The sequence below is a fragment of the Phyllobacterium sp. SL163 genome (assembly GCF_049896885.1).
Lineage (GTDB): Bacteria > Pseudomonadota > Alphaproteobacteria > Rhizobiales > Rhizobiaceae > Phyllobacterium > Phyllobacterium calauticae.
Map to the genome: position 1 here is coordinate 282,862 of NZ_JAFCVE010000001.1, position 12,273 is coordinate 295,134.

Consider the following 12,273-nt stretch of genomic DNA (forward strand, 5'->3'; position numbering starts at 1 on the left):
TGACAAAAAGGCGTTAAAGCTAGTGGAACGAATTTGACATTCGCATCTCATTTGACATCACGCGCACCAAGCGAATGTCAGAATCGGACCACTAGTCTGCAGATTATTTGTAACAATCAATATGGGGCCGTTCAGGCGCGGGGATGTGCCTTGTCGTAGATTTCCATCAGTCTGTCGGTATCAACGCCGGTATAGACCTGCGTCGTTGACAGGCTTGCATGGCCGAGCAGTTCCTGGATCGTGCGCAAATCGCCGCCGCGACCGAGCAAATGGGTCGCGAAGGAATGGCGCAGGGCATGCGGCGTCGCGGTCTCCGGCAGGCCGAGCGCGCCGCGCATTTTCTGCATGTCGCGCTGGATGATGGCCGGATGCAGTTCCCCGCCCCGCGCCCCGCGAAACAGCGGCTTGCCCGCTTCCAGTTCGTAGGGACAGAGCGTGCGGTATTCCTCCACCGCCCGGTGGACTATGGGCAGCAGCGGCACCATGCGTGTCTTGCCGCCCTTGCCGGTGATGGGGATGGAACGCGCCGAGGCATCACGCAAGGCGGCGCCGTCCAGGTTGAGTGCTTCGGAAATGCGCAGGCCGCAACCGTAGAGCAGGGTCAGCACCGCCGCATTGCGCGCGGCAATCCAGGGTTCCTCATTGAGCTGTTCGCCTTTTTCCACCACGCGGCGCGCATCGATGGCCGTCAGTGGCTTGGGCAGGGATTTCGGCTGCTTCGGCGCGCGCATGGCAATGGAAGCTGCTGCATTGGCCATGCCCTGTTTTTCCAGATGGCGCAGAAACGAACGAATGCCCGCAAGACCGCGCCCGAGCGTGCGCGCACCGGCACCGTCATTCCGCCGCCGCGCCAGATAGGATCGCAGATCGGCAATCCGCAGGGTTGCCACGTCCTTCAGGGATGGCGGTTCAGCGAGATGGCCGGTGAGAAACTGGAAGAACTGACGGGTGTCGCGCTCATAGGCTTCCAGCGTGTTGGTCGCCAGACGCCGGGTGTTTTTCAGTGATCTGAGCCATTCTTCCCGCGCCGCGATGAGGTCTGGCCGGGCCGAAACAAGAAACTCGGCATTCTGGGGCTGTGCCACCATTGCCATACTCCCTACCGTGTATCGGGGTAGACCATGCCACGACAGTCCTTACGGAGTCGTTTCGCTTTCCCTTGGGGGCTGATCCTTCGCACTTGGCGTTTGGCCAAAGACAGAGTAATTCGTCGGGAAGAGAAGATAGGAATGGAACAGCCCGATGGCAAAATTGAATGATCCAGTGCAACTCGCCGTTATCGGTGCAGCACACGGAACGCGCGGCGAAGTGCGGGTCAAGACGTTTACCGGTGATCCGCTGGCGCTGGCCGATTATGGCTTGCTTTATGATGTGACGGGCAGAAGCTTCGAGATTCTGGCCATCCGCCCGGCCAATACGGTTGTCGTTGTGCGGTTCCGCGGGGTCAATGACCGTAACATGGCCGAAGCGCTGAACGGCACGACGCTGTTTATCGACCGTTCGCAACTGCCGGAAGAGCTTGAGGAAGACGAATTCTATTATGCCGACCTCATCGGGCTCGATGCCATCGACACAGCAGGCAATCCCTATGGCAAGGTTTCGGCCATGTTCAATTTCGGTGGCGGTGATCTCATCGAGCTGACAATACCGGGGCGCCGGCCGATGCTGATTCCGTTCACCCAGGCCGCCGTGCCGCATATCGACATCAAGGCTGGACAGGTCGTTATCGACCCCGCAGCCGCCGGGCTTATTCCTGACGAGAACGAAGAAGAAGACCGGCGCAGGCAGCTGGGTGGTGATGGCGGGAAAGAGCGGCCATGAGCGGCAAGGCTGCCGGTTTCCGGGCGACGGTGCTGACGCTCTATCCGGAAATGTTCCCCGGGCCGCTCGGCGTCTCTCTTGCCGGAAAGGCATTGGCGGATACTGCATGGTCGCTTGAAACCGTACAGATACGCGATTTCGCCACGGATCGGCACCGTATGGTGGACGACACACCAGCCGGCGGCGGGGCTGGCATGGTGATGAAGGCAGATGTCCTGGCGCGTGCCGTCGATGCGGCGGCGGATGAGCGGCCACGGCTCTTCATGAGCCCCCGCGGTAAGCCGCTGAGCCAGGAACGCGTGCGCGAGCTTGCTGCGGGCCCCGGTGCAATCATTCTGTGCGGCCGGTTCGAAGGCGTCGATGAACGTTTGATCGAAGCGCGCGGCTTTGAAGAAGTTTCTATCGGCGATTACATCCTTTCCGGCGGCGAGACGGCAGCTATCGTTGTTCTCGACGCGATCGTTCGCCTTTTGCCCGGTGTGATGGGCAATGCCCAGTCGGGTGAAACGGAGAGTTTTGAGACCGGGTTGCTGGAGCATCCGCAATACACCAAGCCGCAGGAGTGGGAAGGGCGCCGCATTCCCGACGTGCTTCTCTCCGGAAACCACGGGGCCATTGAGAAATGGCGCAGGGCTGAAGCGGAAAAACTGACGCAGGAGCGGCGTCCGGACCTGTGGGATCGTTATCCGCAGGCCAGGAAGCCGCGTAAATAACAGGATCAGGACAATGCAGTTTCGCAGCGGTGATGCAGGGGATGTGCCTGCTGTCCAGGCCATTGAACGGGCCTCCGCGGTGCGATTCCGCACGGTCGGCATGGAAGACATCGCCAATGACGATCCTACATCCGCGTCCCTTCTGCTTGAACGGATAAGTCAGAATCGCCTTCTTGTTGCGGTTGACAAACGGCCGGTCGCCTTCGTGATTTTTGATGTGGTTGATGATCATCTCTACATCGAACAGATCGATGTGGATCCGGTCCATGCCGGCAAACGTATCGGATCGGCACTGATCGGGCTGGTGGAGGATCGTGCCCGAAAAGAGGCCAGGATGGGACTGCTGTTGTCCACATTCCGGGATGTTCCGTGGAATGCGCCCTATTACCGGCGGCTTGGATTCACCGATATTCCCGACGGTGCTCTCAGTGCTGCGCTGGTGCATATCCGCAGGGATCACATCGAAAGGGGCCTTGACGAGACACAACGGGTTTTCATGCGGAAACCGCTTCGGCTCGACTCGGGCGGCGATCAGCGCTAAAAAGAATCGCTGCCAGAGGTGACAAACGGACTTTTATGGTGTATCTGGCCGCGAACTCGGGAAAATCCCAAGTCCGATAATCAATGGATGGTGAATTCGCTCCTGCCTCCTCAGAGGCATAGACATGCGGCCAGGATGCTGCATTGCAAGTGTTGAGCGCTCTGGCTGTTTGAAAAAGAAAAGGATGAAGACGATGACCGTCGATATTATTCGTCAGCTCGATCTCGAACAGAGAGCAAAAATCGAAGCCAAGCGCGTGCTTCCGGATTTCAAGCCAGGCGACACAGTCCGCGTTAATGTTCGCGTGACGGAAGGTACACGTACCCGCGTTCAGGCTTATGAAGGCGTCTGCATTGCCCGCAACGGCGCTGGCATCAACGAGAACTTCACAGTTCGCAAGATTTCCTACGGCGAAGGCGTTGAACGCGTATTCCCGATCATTTCCCCGCTGGTTGAAGGCGTAGAGATCGTCCGTCGCGGCAAGGTTCGCCGTGCGAAGCTCTATTACCTGCGCGGCCTGACCGGTAAGGCTGCCCGCATTGTCGAAAAGAAGGACAACCGCAAGGGCAAAGCCGCTGTTCCGGTCACCGGTACAGCCGAAAAGGTAACGGAAGAAACCGTTGCCAAGGCACCCGCTGCTGAATAAGCGCGATTGTTTTGAGTTTGAAAAGGCGGTCTTCGGACCGCCTTTTTTGTTTCTGGCAAGGTCTGTTTCCGTTTCCTTGCCCGGTTGAAAAAATCGTGCTTGCGCGATAGCGAATAAAGCAGTTGCATGCCGTTCGGGGATTGACGGGGCCTTCATAAAATGAAATTTGTGCTTCGCTTGATCAAAACGCAATATTAGAGGTCTGACATGAACTTGCGATCCATTTTTCTGGCGGGGCTAGCACTCGCCATGGTTCCATTTTCCGCGCTGGCGGCTCCCCTTCCCGACCTTGGCGGCAAGAAAGTTGCTGTTGTGACAGAAAATGCCTATCCGCCGCTGCAGTTTGTCGATCCCAAAACCGGCAAGCCGATCGGCTGGGAATATGATGCCATGAATGAAATTGCCAAACGGTTGAATTTCAAAGTGGAATATCTGAATACCAGCTGGGATGCGATGATTCAGGCCGTGGCCGACAATCAGTACCAGATCGGCATGACCGGCATCACCATCAATGACGAGCGCAAGCAGAAGGTGGATTTTTCCGAACCCTACATGCGTTCCGAGCAATTCATGCTGGTTCGCGCTGATGAAAAGCGCTTTTCCGATGCAAAGACCTTTGGCGAAATTAAAGACGGCCTCGTCGGCGCCCAGCCGGGTACAACCAATTTCTATGTGGCCGTCTACAATCTGCTTGACGGTAACGAGCAAAATCCGCGTATCAAGCTGTTCGAAACGTTTGGCGCGACGATCCAGGCTCTGAAGACCGGCGACGTTGACGTGGTCTTGACTGACAGTACGGCGGGCAAGGGCTATGTGGATGCGTCCGGCGGTGCCCTGAAGCTCGTTGGCGGCCCGTTGGGTGCTGAGGATTTCGGCTTCATCTTCGCCAAAGGCTCCGATCTCGTTGGCCCGGTAAATGCGGCCATCGAAGCCTTGAAGGCCGACGGCACGTTCGACGCCCTCAACAAAAAGTGGTTCCTCGACTACAAGCTTGGCCAGTAGGCGGCCGGTTGTCAGTTCCCTCACAGAACAGAAGTCCTTTCGTCAGGAAGGACTTCCCCTGGTGGCTGGCCGTTGCCGCGGCCATCGCTGTTGTGCTCGGCATAGCCATCCTGGTCAGCGATATCTACGGGCAGGTGTTTTCCACCGTCTCGCAAGGCATCTGGATCACCGTCTGGGTCTCGCTCCTGGCATTTCTGCTCGCATCGGGGCTTGGCCTTCTGCTCGCGCTGATGAGCCTCTCGGAACATATCGTCCTGCGGCAGACCGCCCGATTCTACGTCGAAATCGTTCGCGGAATTCCTCTGCTGGTTCTCCTGTTCTACATCGCCTTTGTCGGGGCGCCGGCAGTTGTCGCCCTGTGGAATTTCCTCACCCATCCGCTGCAGAGCGCCGGCCTGTTCGAACCCTTGCAGGTGCGGGATTTTTCACTTCTGTGGCGGGCGATCATTGCCCTGACACTTGCCTATGCGGCGTTTCTGGCGGAAATTTTTCGCGCGGGTATCCAGGCTGTCGATGCGGGGCAGATCGAGGCGGCCAAGTCACTCGGGCTGAAACGGTTCCAGCGCTTCCGGCTTATCGTGATGCCCCAGGCCTTGCGCACCATTCTGCCGCCCTATGGCAACGACTTCATCTCGATGGTGAAGGACTCGTCGCTTGTATCGGTGCTTGGCGTCGTCGACGTGACGCAGATGGGCAAGGTCTATGCCTCGGGTTCGTTCCGCTTTTTCGAAACCTATTCCGTCGTTGCCTATGTCTACCTGATCCTGACGATCAGTCTGTCCCTGGGCCTGCGTTGGCTTGAAGCGCGGCTGAATGATCGGACCTGAGCTGCACGTGGCTCATAACGATGCCGGGAGAATCGCATCAAAATCATGGATAATCGGGCGCCGGTCGCGGCGCTTTGTCGCCGAAATATTACTTTTATCGCTTGTTTCTTGACGTAAGTGGACACCGAGTGCATATGTCCACGACATAATCTTACAGCACCTACCATTGCCGAGGATATCGCGATGACTGCGCCACGTACACTCTATGACAAGATCTGGGATGATCATCTGGTTGATCAGCAGGACGATGGCACCTGCCTTCTCTATATTGATCGTCACCTTGTGCATGAAGTGACCAGCCCGCAGGCTTTCGAAGGCTTGCGCCTTACCAACCGCAAGGTCCGCCATCCGGAAAAGACACTGGCTGTCGTCGACCACAATGTGCCGACCTCGCCGGATCGCGTCAACGGCATCAAGAACGAGGAAAGCCGTATCCAGGTCGAAGCATTGGCGAAGAACGCTGCGGATTTCGGCGTCGAATATTATTCCGAGAAGGATATCCGCCAGGGCATCGTCCACATCATCGGACCGGAGCAGGGCTTCACGCTTCCGGGCATGACGATTGTCTGCGGCGACAGCCATACATCGACGCATGGTGCCTTCGGTGCGCTTGCCCATGGCATCGGCACGTCGGAAGTCGAGCATGTTCTGGCCACCCAGACGCTGATCCAGTCAAAGGCCAAGAACATGCTGGTGCGTGTTGATGGCGTTCTGCCGGCTGGCGTCACTGCCAAGGACATCATCCTTGCCATTATCGGCGAGATCGGCACCGCTGGTGGCACCGGCTATGTCATTGAGTATGCCGGCGAGGCCATCCGCGCGCTGTCGATGGAAGGCCGCATGACGATCTGCAACATGTCGATCGAAGGCGGTGCCCGCGCAGGCCTGATTGCTCCCGACGAAACAACCTTTGCCTATGTGAAGGACAAGCCGCGCGCCCCGAAGGGTGAAGCATTCGATCAGGCGGTCGAGTACTGGAAGACACTGAAGTCTGACGAGGGTGCCCATTTCGACAAGGTGGTCGTGCTCAATGCCGCCGACCTGCCGCCCATCGTTTCCTGGGGCTCGTCGCCGGAAGATGTGATCTCGATTACCGGTGCCGTGCCTAATCCTGACGAAATCACCGACGAGAACAAGCGTACGTCGAAGTGGCGTGCACTCGACTACATGGGTCTGAAGCCGGGCACACCGATGACCGAGATCAAGCTTGATCGGGTCTTTATCGGCTCATGCACCAACGGTCGTATCGAGGATCTGCGCGCTGTCGCCAAGGTTGTCGAAGGCCGCAAGGTTGCGGAAACGGTCGATGCCATGATCGTTCCAGGTTCGGGTCTGGTCAAGGAGCAGGCGGAAGCGGAAGGCCTCGACAAGATTTTCAGGGCTGCCGGTTTTGACTGGCGCGAGCCGGGCTGCTCGATGTGTCTTGCCATGAATGACGACCGGCTGAAGCCGGGTGAGCGCTGTGCGTCCACGTCGAACCGGAATTTCGAGGGTCGTCAGGGTTTCAAGGGCCGTACGCATCTCGTTTCGCCGGCAATGGCCGCCGCCGCCGCAATCGCAGGTCATTTCGTCGATATTCGCGAGTGGAAATAGGCTTCGCGCCATCTCCTGTGTAACTCCATAAAAAACGGGGCCACTGGCCCCGTTTTTTTTAACCTTTTTTACCGCGCATTCTCGCCGGAAGGCGGATTAACTCAGTGTTGTCGTGAAGGCTGGATCGCCGCGCAGCGTGTTGCTTACGGTGCAAATCTCGTTTTCCGCGGCCTCGACGATGGCGTGCTTTGTCGCGTCATCAATATCGCCGGTGATGGTGAAGGCTATGTGGAAACGGTCAACGCGCGAAAGACCGTCCTTGGCCTTGTCGCCCGTAACATGCGCTTGAACCGCTTCGAGCTTGTCGGCAACGCCCAGCCGCGACGCCGCCATTTTGGCGCTGAGCACCAGGCAGGCGGAAAGCGATGCGTAGAGCAGATCAAGCGGCGCAAAACCCTGCTCCGAAACCGCGTGAGCGACATTCAGTACGCCGCCTGTATGGGATGTGACAACGGGTTGACCGCCTCGCTCCAGAACGGCCGTGGCGCCGACATCCCGTGTTCTTACCCTGAGTTCAGCCATTGGATCGTCTCCCCCTTTATATCCTGGTCAGCCGCGGCCGCGATAGGCGGGTACGCCCTGGTCCGGCAGCCACAGACCCTCTGGTACCGGCCCTGTCTGCCAGAAGACATCGATGGGGATACCGCCGCGCGGATACCAGTAACCGCCGATGCGCAGCCAGAGCGGCTTGACCGCCTCCACGATACGTTTGCCGATATTCACGGTGCAATCCTCGTGGAAGGCACCGTGATTGCGGAAGCTGGTCAGAAAAAGCTTCAGCGACTTGGATTCGACCAGCGCCTGGTCCGGCGCGTAATCGATAACCAGATGGCCGAAATCCGGCTGGCCGGTCACGGGGCACAGCGAGGTGAATTCCGGGCAGGTGAAGCGTGCCAGAAACAGTGTCCCGGCCTGCGGGTTGGGGACAGCGTCGAGCAGGGCTTCATCGGGATGATGTGGGATGGGAACATCCTTGCCCAGCATCGTTGCCTGTTCTGCGTAATGATTCATGCCGCTTCCTCCAGTGTTTCAAATTCGCCCTGATATTCACAGCCTTCACCGCAGCTGTCGCGGTAAATGCCGATCTCGGCCAGCGCCGGAAGGTCCGGAGCAATACGCCGCCACAGCCATATGGCGATGGTTTCAAGCGTCGGCAACTCCAGTCCGGCAATTTCGTTGAGATAACGATGATCCAATGCGTCTTTTGCGCTGTCGACCGTGGTCTTGACCGCACCAAGATCGGCGATCAGCCCGGTTTTGGGGTCCGGCCGGCCCTGCAGGCTGACGCGAACGCGAAAACTGTGTCCGTGCAGGCGCTGGTTGACATGCCCGTCCGGAAAAGAGTGCGGCAGATGGTGAGCCGCTTCAAAATTGAAGTCGATAAAGATTCTCATGGTTTTTCCCGTCAGCTCTGGCGCAATACAGGCGCCCGCCAAAAAAGCCTGCCCTCAGGGCAAGCCGATCAGTTTATGTGTCTGCGTGCTCAGCCGCCAAAGCGGATGGGCGAGGCAATAGGCCGCTGCAGATGCCACATGCCGGGCGGTTTGCGCCGGATCACCGATGACGTCAAGAGGCTGCAAATAGAAATGCTGAAAGGAAAGGCGCTCGAAACGGGCCGGATCGGTCCGGGCTTCCGCCTGGGGATAGACAAGTTTGAGCTCGTGACCGCTGGTCTGGACAAGGGTGGTGTCGGCCTTGGGCGACACGCAAATCCAGTCAATGCCATCAGGTGCTGCAATCGTGCCGTTGGTCTCGACGCCGACTTCGAAGCTTCTCGCGTGAAAGGCGTCGATCAACGGCTTGTCCAGCTGCAGCAGCGGTTCGCCGCCGGTGCAGATGACATAGGGCTTGCCCTTGGAGCGAGCGCTTTTTGGCCAGGCGCCGGCAACGGCATCGGCAAGCGCCTCGGCAGTTTTGAACTTGCCGCCGCCGGGGCCATCCACGCCAACGAAATCCGTATCGCAGAACCGGCATTGGGCGTCCGCCCGGTCGCGCTCAAGCCCCGACCAGAGATTGCATCCGGCAAAACGCATGAACACCGCGGCGCGGCCGGTATGGTTGCCCTCGCCCTGCAGCGTCAGATAAATTTCCTTGACGGCGTAAGTCATGCGGCTTCAGCCTTGAATTTGGACCAGCCGCCGGAACGCAGGGCGCAGGCCGGGCAGGTGCCGCAGCCATAGCCCCAGGCGTGACGGGCCGAACGGTCGCCGAGATAACAGGTGTGGGTGTTTTCAATGATCATATCGAGCAGCTGTTCGCCGCCAATATCGCGAGCCAGTGCGAAGGTTTCAGCCTTGTCCAGCCACATCAGCGGGGTTTCAATGGTGATGCGGCGATCCAGTCCCAGCGAAAGGGCGACCTGTTGTGCCTTGAGCGTGTCGTCGCGGCAGTCGGGATAGCCGGAATAGTCCGTCTCGCACATGCCGCCGACGATGACGCGCAATCCGCGCCGGTAGGCGAGGGCAGCGGCAAGCGTGAAAAACAAAAGGTTGCGGCCGGGCACGAATGTGTTGGGCAGGCCGTTCTCTGCCATCTTGATGGCAATGTCTTCGGTCATCCCGGTAGCGCCGAGCTGGCCGATGACGCCGGCATCGAGCCGGTGATCGTCGCCAAGGCGTTCCGCCCAATCGGGAAACCGGTGGATCACTTCGGCGCGGAAATCATTGCGCACGTCCAGTTCCACCCTGTGGCGCTGGCCATAGTCGAAGCCGACCGTCTCCACCCGGTCAAACCGGGAGAGCGCCCAGGCAAGACAGGTTGCAGAATCCTGCCCGCCGGAAAAAAGGACGAGTGCGCCATCAGCATTACGAGCCATGAATGAACCTCTTCAATGAAGCGGCCCCCTTACAGGGCGCGGACCAGCGAGGCAAATCAAATGTGGGCTATTGGCAGCCTGGAAGCCCGAGAATGGGCGTTTCGCCACGGTTGATACCATACATGTAGCCGCGACCGCGCACGACAATCGGGCCATCACAGCGTGTATTGGGCGGCGGAATAACTCCCACAACATAGGGATCGCCGGGCGGAGAAATGATCGCCGGTCCCTTGGCCCGCTTGTAGACGGCAACCTTCTTGCGGAGTTCGCGGTCGAGTCTGTCCGATTTGGCAGCTGTCGCGCCGACAAAGATCATCTTCGGTCCATTGGGGTCCTGCACGATGATGTTGCCATATTCGTCGCCATAGGCATCACGCAGGTTGATGTCGTAGGCAGCCGCGCTGTGCGTGGCGGCGACAACGGTCAGGCCCGACAACAAAAGCGCGGCCGTGTGTTTGCGGAAGGCGAACATGGACAAGCTCCTTGGTTGAATGGGCTGCAACAGTCCAAGCATTAACCTTTTATTAACGCTTGTCATCCGTCAAAACGCCTTTGAATCGATTTTTGCTGCGGTCCGCCGGTTGACGTGCGGTGCGCAATCAACCAATCCTCAACACAGCGAGGCAGCCGGAAGTGCTGCCGGAGTGAAAGGGATGATGCGACCATGACGACAAAGAGCACGGATGAACACGCCGTCGACATTTCTCTGCTGCATCTCAATGATGCGCACGAGTTCGCACCTCTTCTGGCCAGCTATGCCCAGGCGCTGAAGCGCGGAGCACCCCGCCGCCCGGACGATTACTACGCGGAAAACCTGCTGCGGGACCGTGCGGCGGAGATCGCCGGAGCGCGACTCGACGGCCATCTGGTGGGCTTTGTGATTTTCTATGATCTGCCCGAGCCTGTCTCCGGTATGCGTGCCGGGCAGGTGGATCATATCTATGTGCATCACGACCACCGCGGCAAGGGTATCGCCAAGGCGCTGATCGATGTTCTCGCCGACAAGGCGGAAGAACGCGGCTGGACAAAACTGTCGCTCAACGCGCCGCGTCTGCCGGAAGATGGCCGCAAACTGTACGAACAGATTGCGGCGCCTGCCGACTGGACCAGTTTCATCATCCGTTTTGGCAATCAGTAGAACGGACCTGCCCCAGCGCCCTGAAGATGCGCGGGACATCCTGGGAGCGACTCGGAATGTCCCGTTCGCGTTGCACAATTGAGGGTCGAGATGCACTGAAACCGGTTAAACCGGATAGACTCACTCAAATAAAATTGATTGCCGATTTGACGTGAAATAGGGGCCTTTCGGGCTCTCTGTGGTGCTTTAAACGATTGAATTTTCTAAAGAAACCTTATGGACTTGCGTTTGTTGCCAATTCGCCGCATGAGGGGGGTGAATGGGCCTTTGACGCAGTGCAAAAACGGGACTAAAACCCTTCTAAATTTGCCTCTATCCAGCCTTTCGGCCCTGCCCGTCAATCAAGGTTCAAATGGCGCGGCGCTTATCATTGGGGACGCTATGAGCAAGACAAACCTGCATGCAAACCGGCCGCTGTCGCCGCATTTGCAAATCTACAAACCAATTCCCACCATGGTCATGTCCATCGTTCACCGCATCACCGGCGGCGCGCTGTATTTCGGCACGCTGCTGGTCGCCTGGTGGCTGATCGCGACTGCGACCAACGAGAGCCAGTTCAACATTGTCAGCTGGGTATTCGGTTCATGGATCGGTCTTCTCGTCCTGCTCGGCTACACCTGGGCGCTTGTTCACCACATGATCGGCGGTATTCGCCATCTCATCTGGGATACGGGCCGCGGGCTCGACAAGAACACCACCACGAAGATGGCCATCGCCTCACTCGTTGTCTCCATCGCGTTGACGATCCTGATCTGGATCGCGGCGTTCACGGTTTTGTAAAGGAGGCGGGACAATGAGTGAAATGCGCACACCGCTCAAGAAAGTCCGCGGACTGGGTTCCGCACACGAAGGGACCGAGCATTTCTGGCGCCAGCGGCTGACAGCCGTTGCCAACGTGCCGCTTATGCTGTTTTTCATCGGCCTGATCATTTACCTGCATCGCGCAAGCTATGCGGAAACCCGGGCTGCTCTTTCCCACCCACTGACCGGGCTGGTGCTGTTGATGGTGATCATTTCGGGTCTCTATCACATGCGCCTCGGCATGCAGGTCATCATCGAAGACTACGTAACCAGCGAAGGCAAGAAGATCGCCTGTCTGATGCTCAATACGTTTTTCACCCTTGTGGTGGGCGTTGCCTGCGTCTTTGCGATCATCAAGCTGAGCTTCGGAGGCTAA

The 12,273-nt window shown here is 58.4% G+C and carries 17 protein-coding genes; 10 read left to right on the top strand and 7 right to left on the bottom strand.

All coding sequences use genetic code 11. From position 1 onward, the window contains the following. Positions 1–131: 131 nt before the first annotated feature. Positions 132–1,088 (bottom strand): tyrosine recombinase XerC, encoded by a 957-nt coding sequence (locus ACP7B1_RS01385; RefSeq protein ID WP_346306091.1) that lies wholly within the window; start codon positions 1,086–1,088, stop codon positions 132–134. A 154-nt stretch (positions 1,089–1,242) separates the two neighbouring features. On the opposite strand from ACP7B1_RS01385, the gene rimM reads away from it, so the two are divergent. The 7 genes from rimM (at position 1,243) to leuC (ending at position 7,143) form a co-directional block, all read left to right on the top strand. Continuing rightward, positions 1,243–1,821, top strand: a complete 579-nt coding sequence (gene rimM, locus ACP7B1_RS01390) for a ribosome maturation factor RimM (RefSeq protein ID WP_346306090.1) — start codon at positions 1,243–1,245, stop codon at positions 1,819–1,821. Continuing rightward, positions 1,818–2,534 (top strand): tRNA (guanosine(37)-N1)-methyltransferase TrmD, encoded by a 717-nt coding sequence (gene trmD / locus ACP7B1_RS01395; RefSeq protein WP_346306089.1) that lies wholly within the window; start codon positions 1,818–1,820, stop codon positions 2,532–2,534. The genes rimM and trmD overlap by 4 nt, the downstream gene beginning before the upstream one ends. A gap of 13 nt (positions 2,535–2,547) precedes the next feature. Next, the gene (locus tag ACP7B1_RS01400; RefSeq protein WP_346306088.1) at positions 2,548–3,075 is read left to right on the top strand and encodes a GNAT family N-acetyltransferase; all 528 of its coding nucleotides are present in this window, start codon (positions 2,548–2,550) and stop codon (positions 3,073–3,075) included. Between the two features lie 193 nt (positions 3,076–3,268). Next, positions 3,269–3,721: a 50S ribosomal protein L19 gene (rplS, locus tag ACP7B1_RS01405; RefSeq protein ID WP_105734617.1), complete on the top strand. Its 453-nt coding sequence runs from the start codon at positions 3,269–3,271 to the stop codon at positions 3,719–3,721. A gap of 207 nt (positions 3,722–3,928) precedes the next feature. Further along, positions 3,929–4,723 carry a basic amino acid ABC transporter substrate-binding protein gene (locus ACP7B1_RS01410; protein WP_346306087.1) on the top strand — a complete coding sequence of 265 codons (795 nt, stop codon included), beginning with the start codon at positions 3,929–3,931 and terminating at the stop codon, positions 4,721–4,723. 8 nt (positions 4,724–4,731) lie between these two features. Next, the gene (locus tag ACP7B1_RS01415) at positions 4,732–5,550 is read left to right on the top strand and encodes an amino acid ABC transporter permease (RefSeq protein WP_288192792.1); all 819 of its coding nucleotides are present in this window, start codon (positions 4,732–4,734) and stop codon (positions 5,548–5,550) included. A 183-nt stretch (positions 5,551–5,733) separates the two neighbouring features. After that, complete coding sequence (leuC, locus tag ACP7B1_RS01420) at positions 5,734–7,143, top strand: 3-isopropylmalate dehydratase large subunit (RefSeq protein WP_223613878.1); 1,410 nt, start codon at positions 5,734–5,736, stop codon at positions 7,141–7,143. A gap of 96 nt (positions 7,144–7,239) precedes the next feature. Here the strand turns inward: leuC and ACP7B1_RS01425 are convergent, their stop codons facing one another. The 6 genes from ACP7B1_RS01425 to ACP7B1_RS01450 all read right to left on the bottom strand — a co-directional run bounded on the left by ACP7B1_RS01425 (position 7,240) and on the right by ACP7B1_RS01450 (position 10,430). After that, positions 7,240–7,665, bottom strand: a complete 426-nt coding sequence (locus ACP7B1_RS01425; RefSeq protein WP_223613877.1) for an OsmC family protein — start codon at positions 7,663–7,665, stop codon at positions 7,240–7,242. 27 nt (positions 7,666–7,692) lie between these two features. Next, positions 7,693–8,127, bottom strand: coding sequence for a preQ(1) synthase (gene queF, locus ACP7B1_RS01430; RefSeq protein WP_426136499.1), 435 nt, complete (start codon positions 8,125–8,127; stop codon positions 7,693–7,695). A gap of 23 nt (positions 8,128–8,150) precedes the next feature. Beyond that, on the bottom strand, positions 8,151–8,537 hold the full coding sequence (locus ACP7B1_RS01435; RefSeq protein WP_105734221.1) for a 6-pyruvoyl trahydropterin synthase family protein: 387 nt from the start codon (positions 8,535–8,537) through the stop codon (positions 8,151–8,153). Between the two features lie 54 nt (positions 8,538–8,591). Then, the gene (gene queE / locus ACP7B1_RS01440) at positions 8,592–9,251 is read right to left on the bottom strand and encodes a 7-carboxy-7-deazaguanine synthase (RefSeq protein WP_346306085.1); all 660 of its coding nucleotides are present in this window, start codon (positions 9,249–9,251) and stop codon (positions 8,592–8,594) included. Beyond that, the gene (gene queC, locus ACP7B1_RS01445; RefSeq protein ID WP_346306084.1) at positions 9,248–9,958 is read right to left on the bottom strand and encodes a 7-cyano-7-deazaguanine synthase QueC; all 711 of its coding nucleotides are present in this window, start codon (positions 9,956–9,958) and stop codon (positions 9,248–9,250) included. The genes queE and queC overlap by 4 nt, the downstream gene beginning before the upstream one ends. A 67-nt stretch (positions 9,959–10,025) precedes the next feature. Beyond that, a complete protein-coding gene (locus ACP7B1_RS01450) occupies positions 10,026–10,430 on the bottom strand; it encodes a hypothetical protein (protein WP_346306083.1) in 405 nt (134 codons plus the stop codon). A 192-nt stretch (positions 10,431–10,622) separates the two neighbouring features. Between ACP7B1_RS01450 and ACP7B1_RS01455 the strand changes: the two genes are divergently transcribed. The 3 genes from ACP7B1_RS01455 (at position 10,623) to sdhD (ending at position 12,273) form a co-directional block, all read left to right on the top strand. Next, positions 10,623–11,096 carry a GNAT family N-acetyltransferase gene (locus ACP7B1_RS01455; RefSeq protein ID WP_346306082.1) on the top strand — a complete coding sequence of 158 codons (474 nt, stop codon included), beginning with the start codon at positions 10,623–10,625 and terminating at the stop codon, positions 11,094–11,096. Between the two features lie 381 nt (positions 11,097–11,477). Further along, a complete protein-coding gene (sdhC, locus tag ACP7B1_RS01460; protein ID WP_346306081.1) occupies positions 11,478–11,876 on the top strand; it encodes a succinate dehydrogenase, cytochrome b556 subunit in 399 nt (132 codons plus the stop codon). Positions 11,877–11,889: 13 nt separating this feature from the next. Next, positions 11,890–12,273 (top strand): succinate dehydrogenase, hydrophobic membrane anchor protein, encoded by a 384-nt coding sequence (sdhD, locus tag ACP7B1_RS01465; protein WP_223613870.1) that lies wholly within the window; start codon positions 11,890–11,892, stop codon positions 12,271–12,273.

Coding starts and splice junctions, on each gene's coding strand:
- ACP7B1_RS01410 (WP_346306087.1), top strand. CDS start 3,929: ATGAACTTGCGATCCATTTTTCTGGCGGGGCTAGCACTCGCCATGGTT.
- ACP7B1_RS01385 (WP_346306091.1), bottom strand. CDS start 1,088: ATGGTGGCACAGCCCCAGAATGCCGAGTTTCTTGTTTCGGCCCGGCCA.
- leuC (WP_223613878.1), top strand. CDS start 5,734: ATGACTGCGCCACGTACACTCTATGACAAGATCTGGGATGATCATCTG.
- sdhD (WP_223613870.1), top strand. CDS start 11,890: ATGAGTGAAATGCGCACACCGCTCAAGAAAGTCCGCGGACTGGGTTCC.
- ACP7B1_RS01425 (WP_223613877.1), bottom strand. CDS start 7,665: ATGGCTGAACTCAGGGTAAGAACACGGGATGTCGGCGCCACGGCCGTT.
- rimM (WP_346306090.1), top strand. CDS start 1,243: ATGGCAAAATTGAATGATCCAGTGCAACTCGCCGTTATCGGTGCAGCA.
- trmD (WP_346306089.1), top strand. CDS start 1,818: ATGAGCGGCAAGGCTGCCGGTTTCCGGGCGACGGTGCTGACGCTCTAT.
- ACP7B1_RS01450 (WP_346306083.1), bottom strand. CDS start 10,430: ATGTTCGCCTTCCGCAAACACACGGCCGCGCTTTTGTTGTCGGGCCTG.
- queF (WP_426136499.1), bottom strand. CDS start 8,127: ATGCTGGGCAAGGATGTTCCCATCCCACATCATCCCGATGAAGCCCTG.
- ACP7B1_RS01455 (WP_346306082.1), top strand. CDS start 10,623: ATGACGACAAAGAGCACGGATGAACACGCCGTCGACATTTCTCTGCTG.
- sdhC (WP_346306081.1), top strand. CDS start 11,478: ATGAGCAAGACAAACCTGCATGCAAACCGGCCGCTGTCGCCGCATTTG.
- ACP7B1_RS01400 (WP_346306088.1), top strand. CDS start 2,548: ATGCAGTTTCGCAGCGGTGATGCAGGGGATGTGCCTGCTGTCCAGGCC.
- ACP7B1_RS01435 (WP_105734221.1), bottom strand. CDS start 8,537: ATGAGAATCTTTATCGACTTCAATTTTGAAGCGGCTCACCATCTGCCG.
- queC (WP_346306084.1), bottom strand. CDS start 9,958: ATGGCTCGTAATGCTGATGGCGCACTCGTCCTTTTTTCCGGCGGGCAG.
- rplS (WP_105734617.1), top strand. CDS start 3,269: ATGACCGTCGATATTATTCGTCAGCTCGATCTCGAACAGAGAGCAAAA.
- queE (WP_346306085.1), bottom strand. CDS start 9,251: ATGACTTACGCCGTCAAGGAAATTTATCTGACGCTGCAGGGCGAGGGC.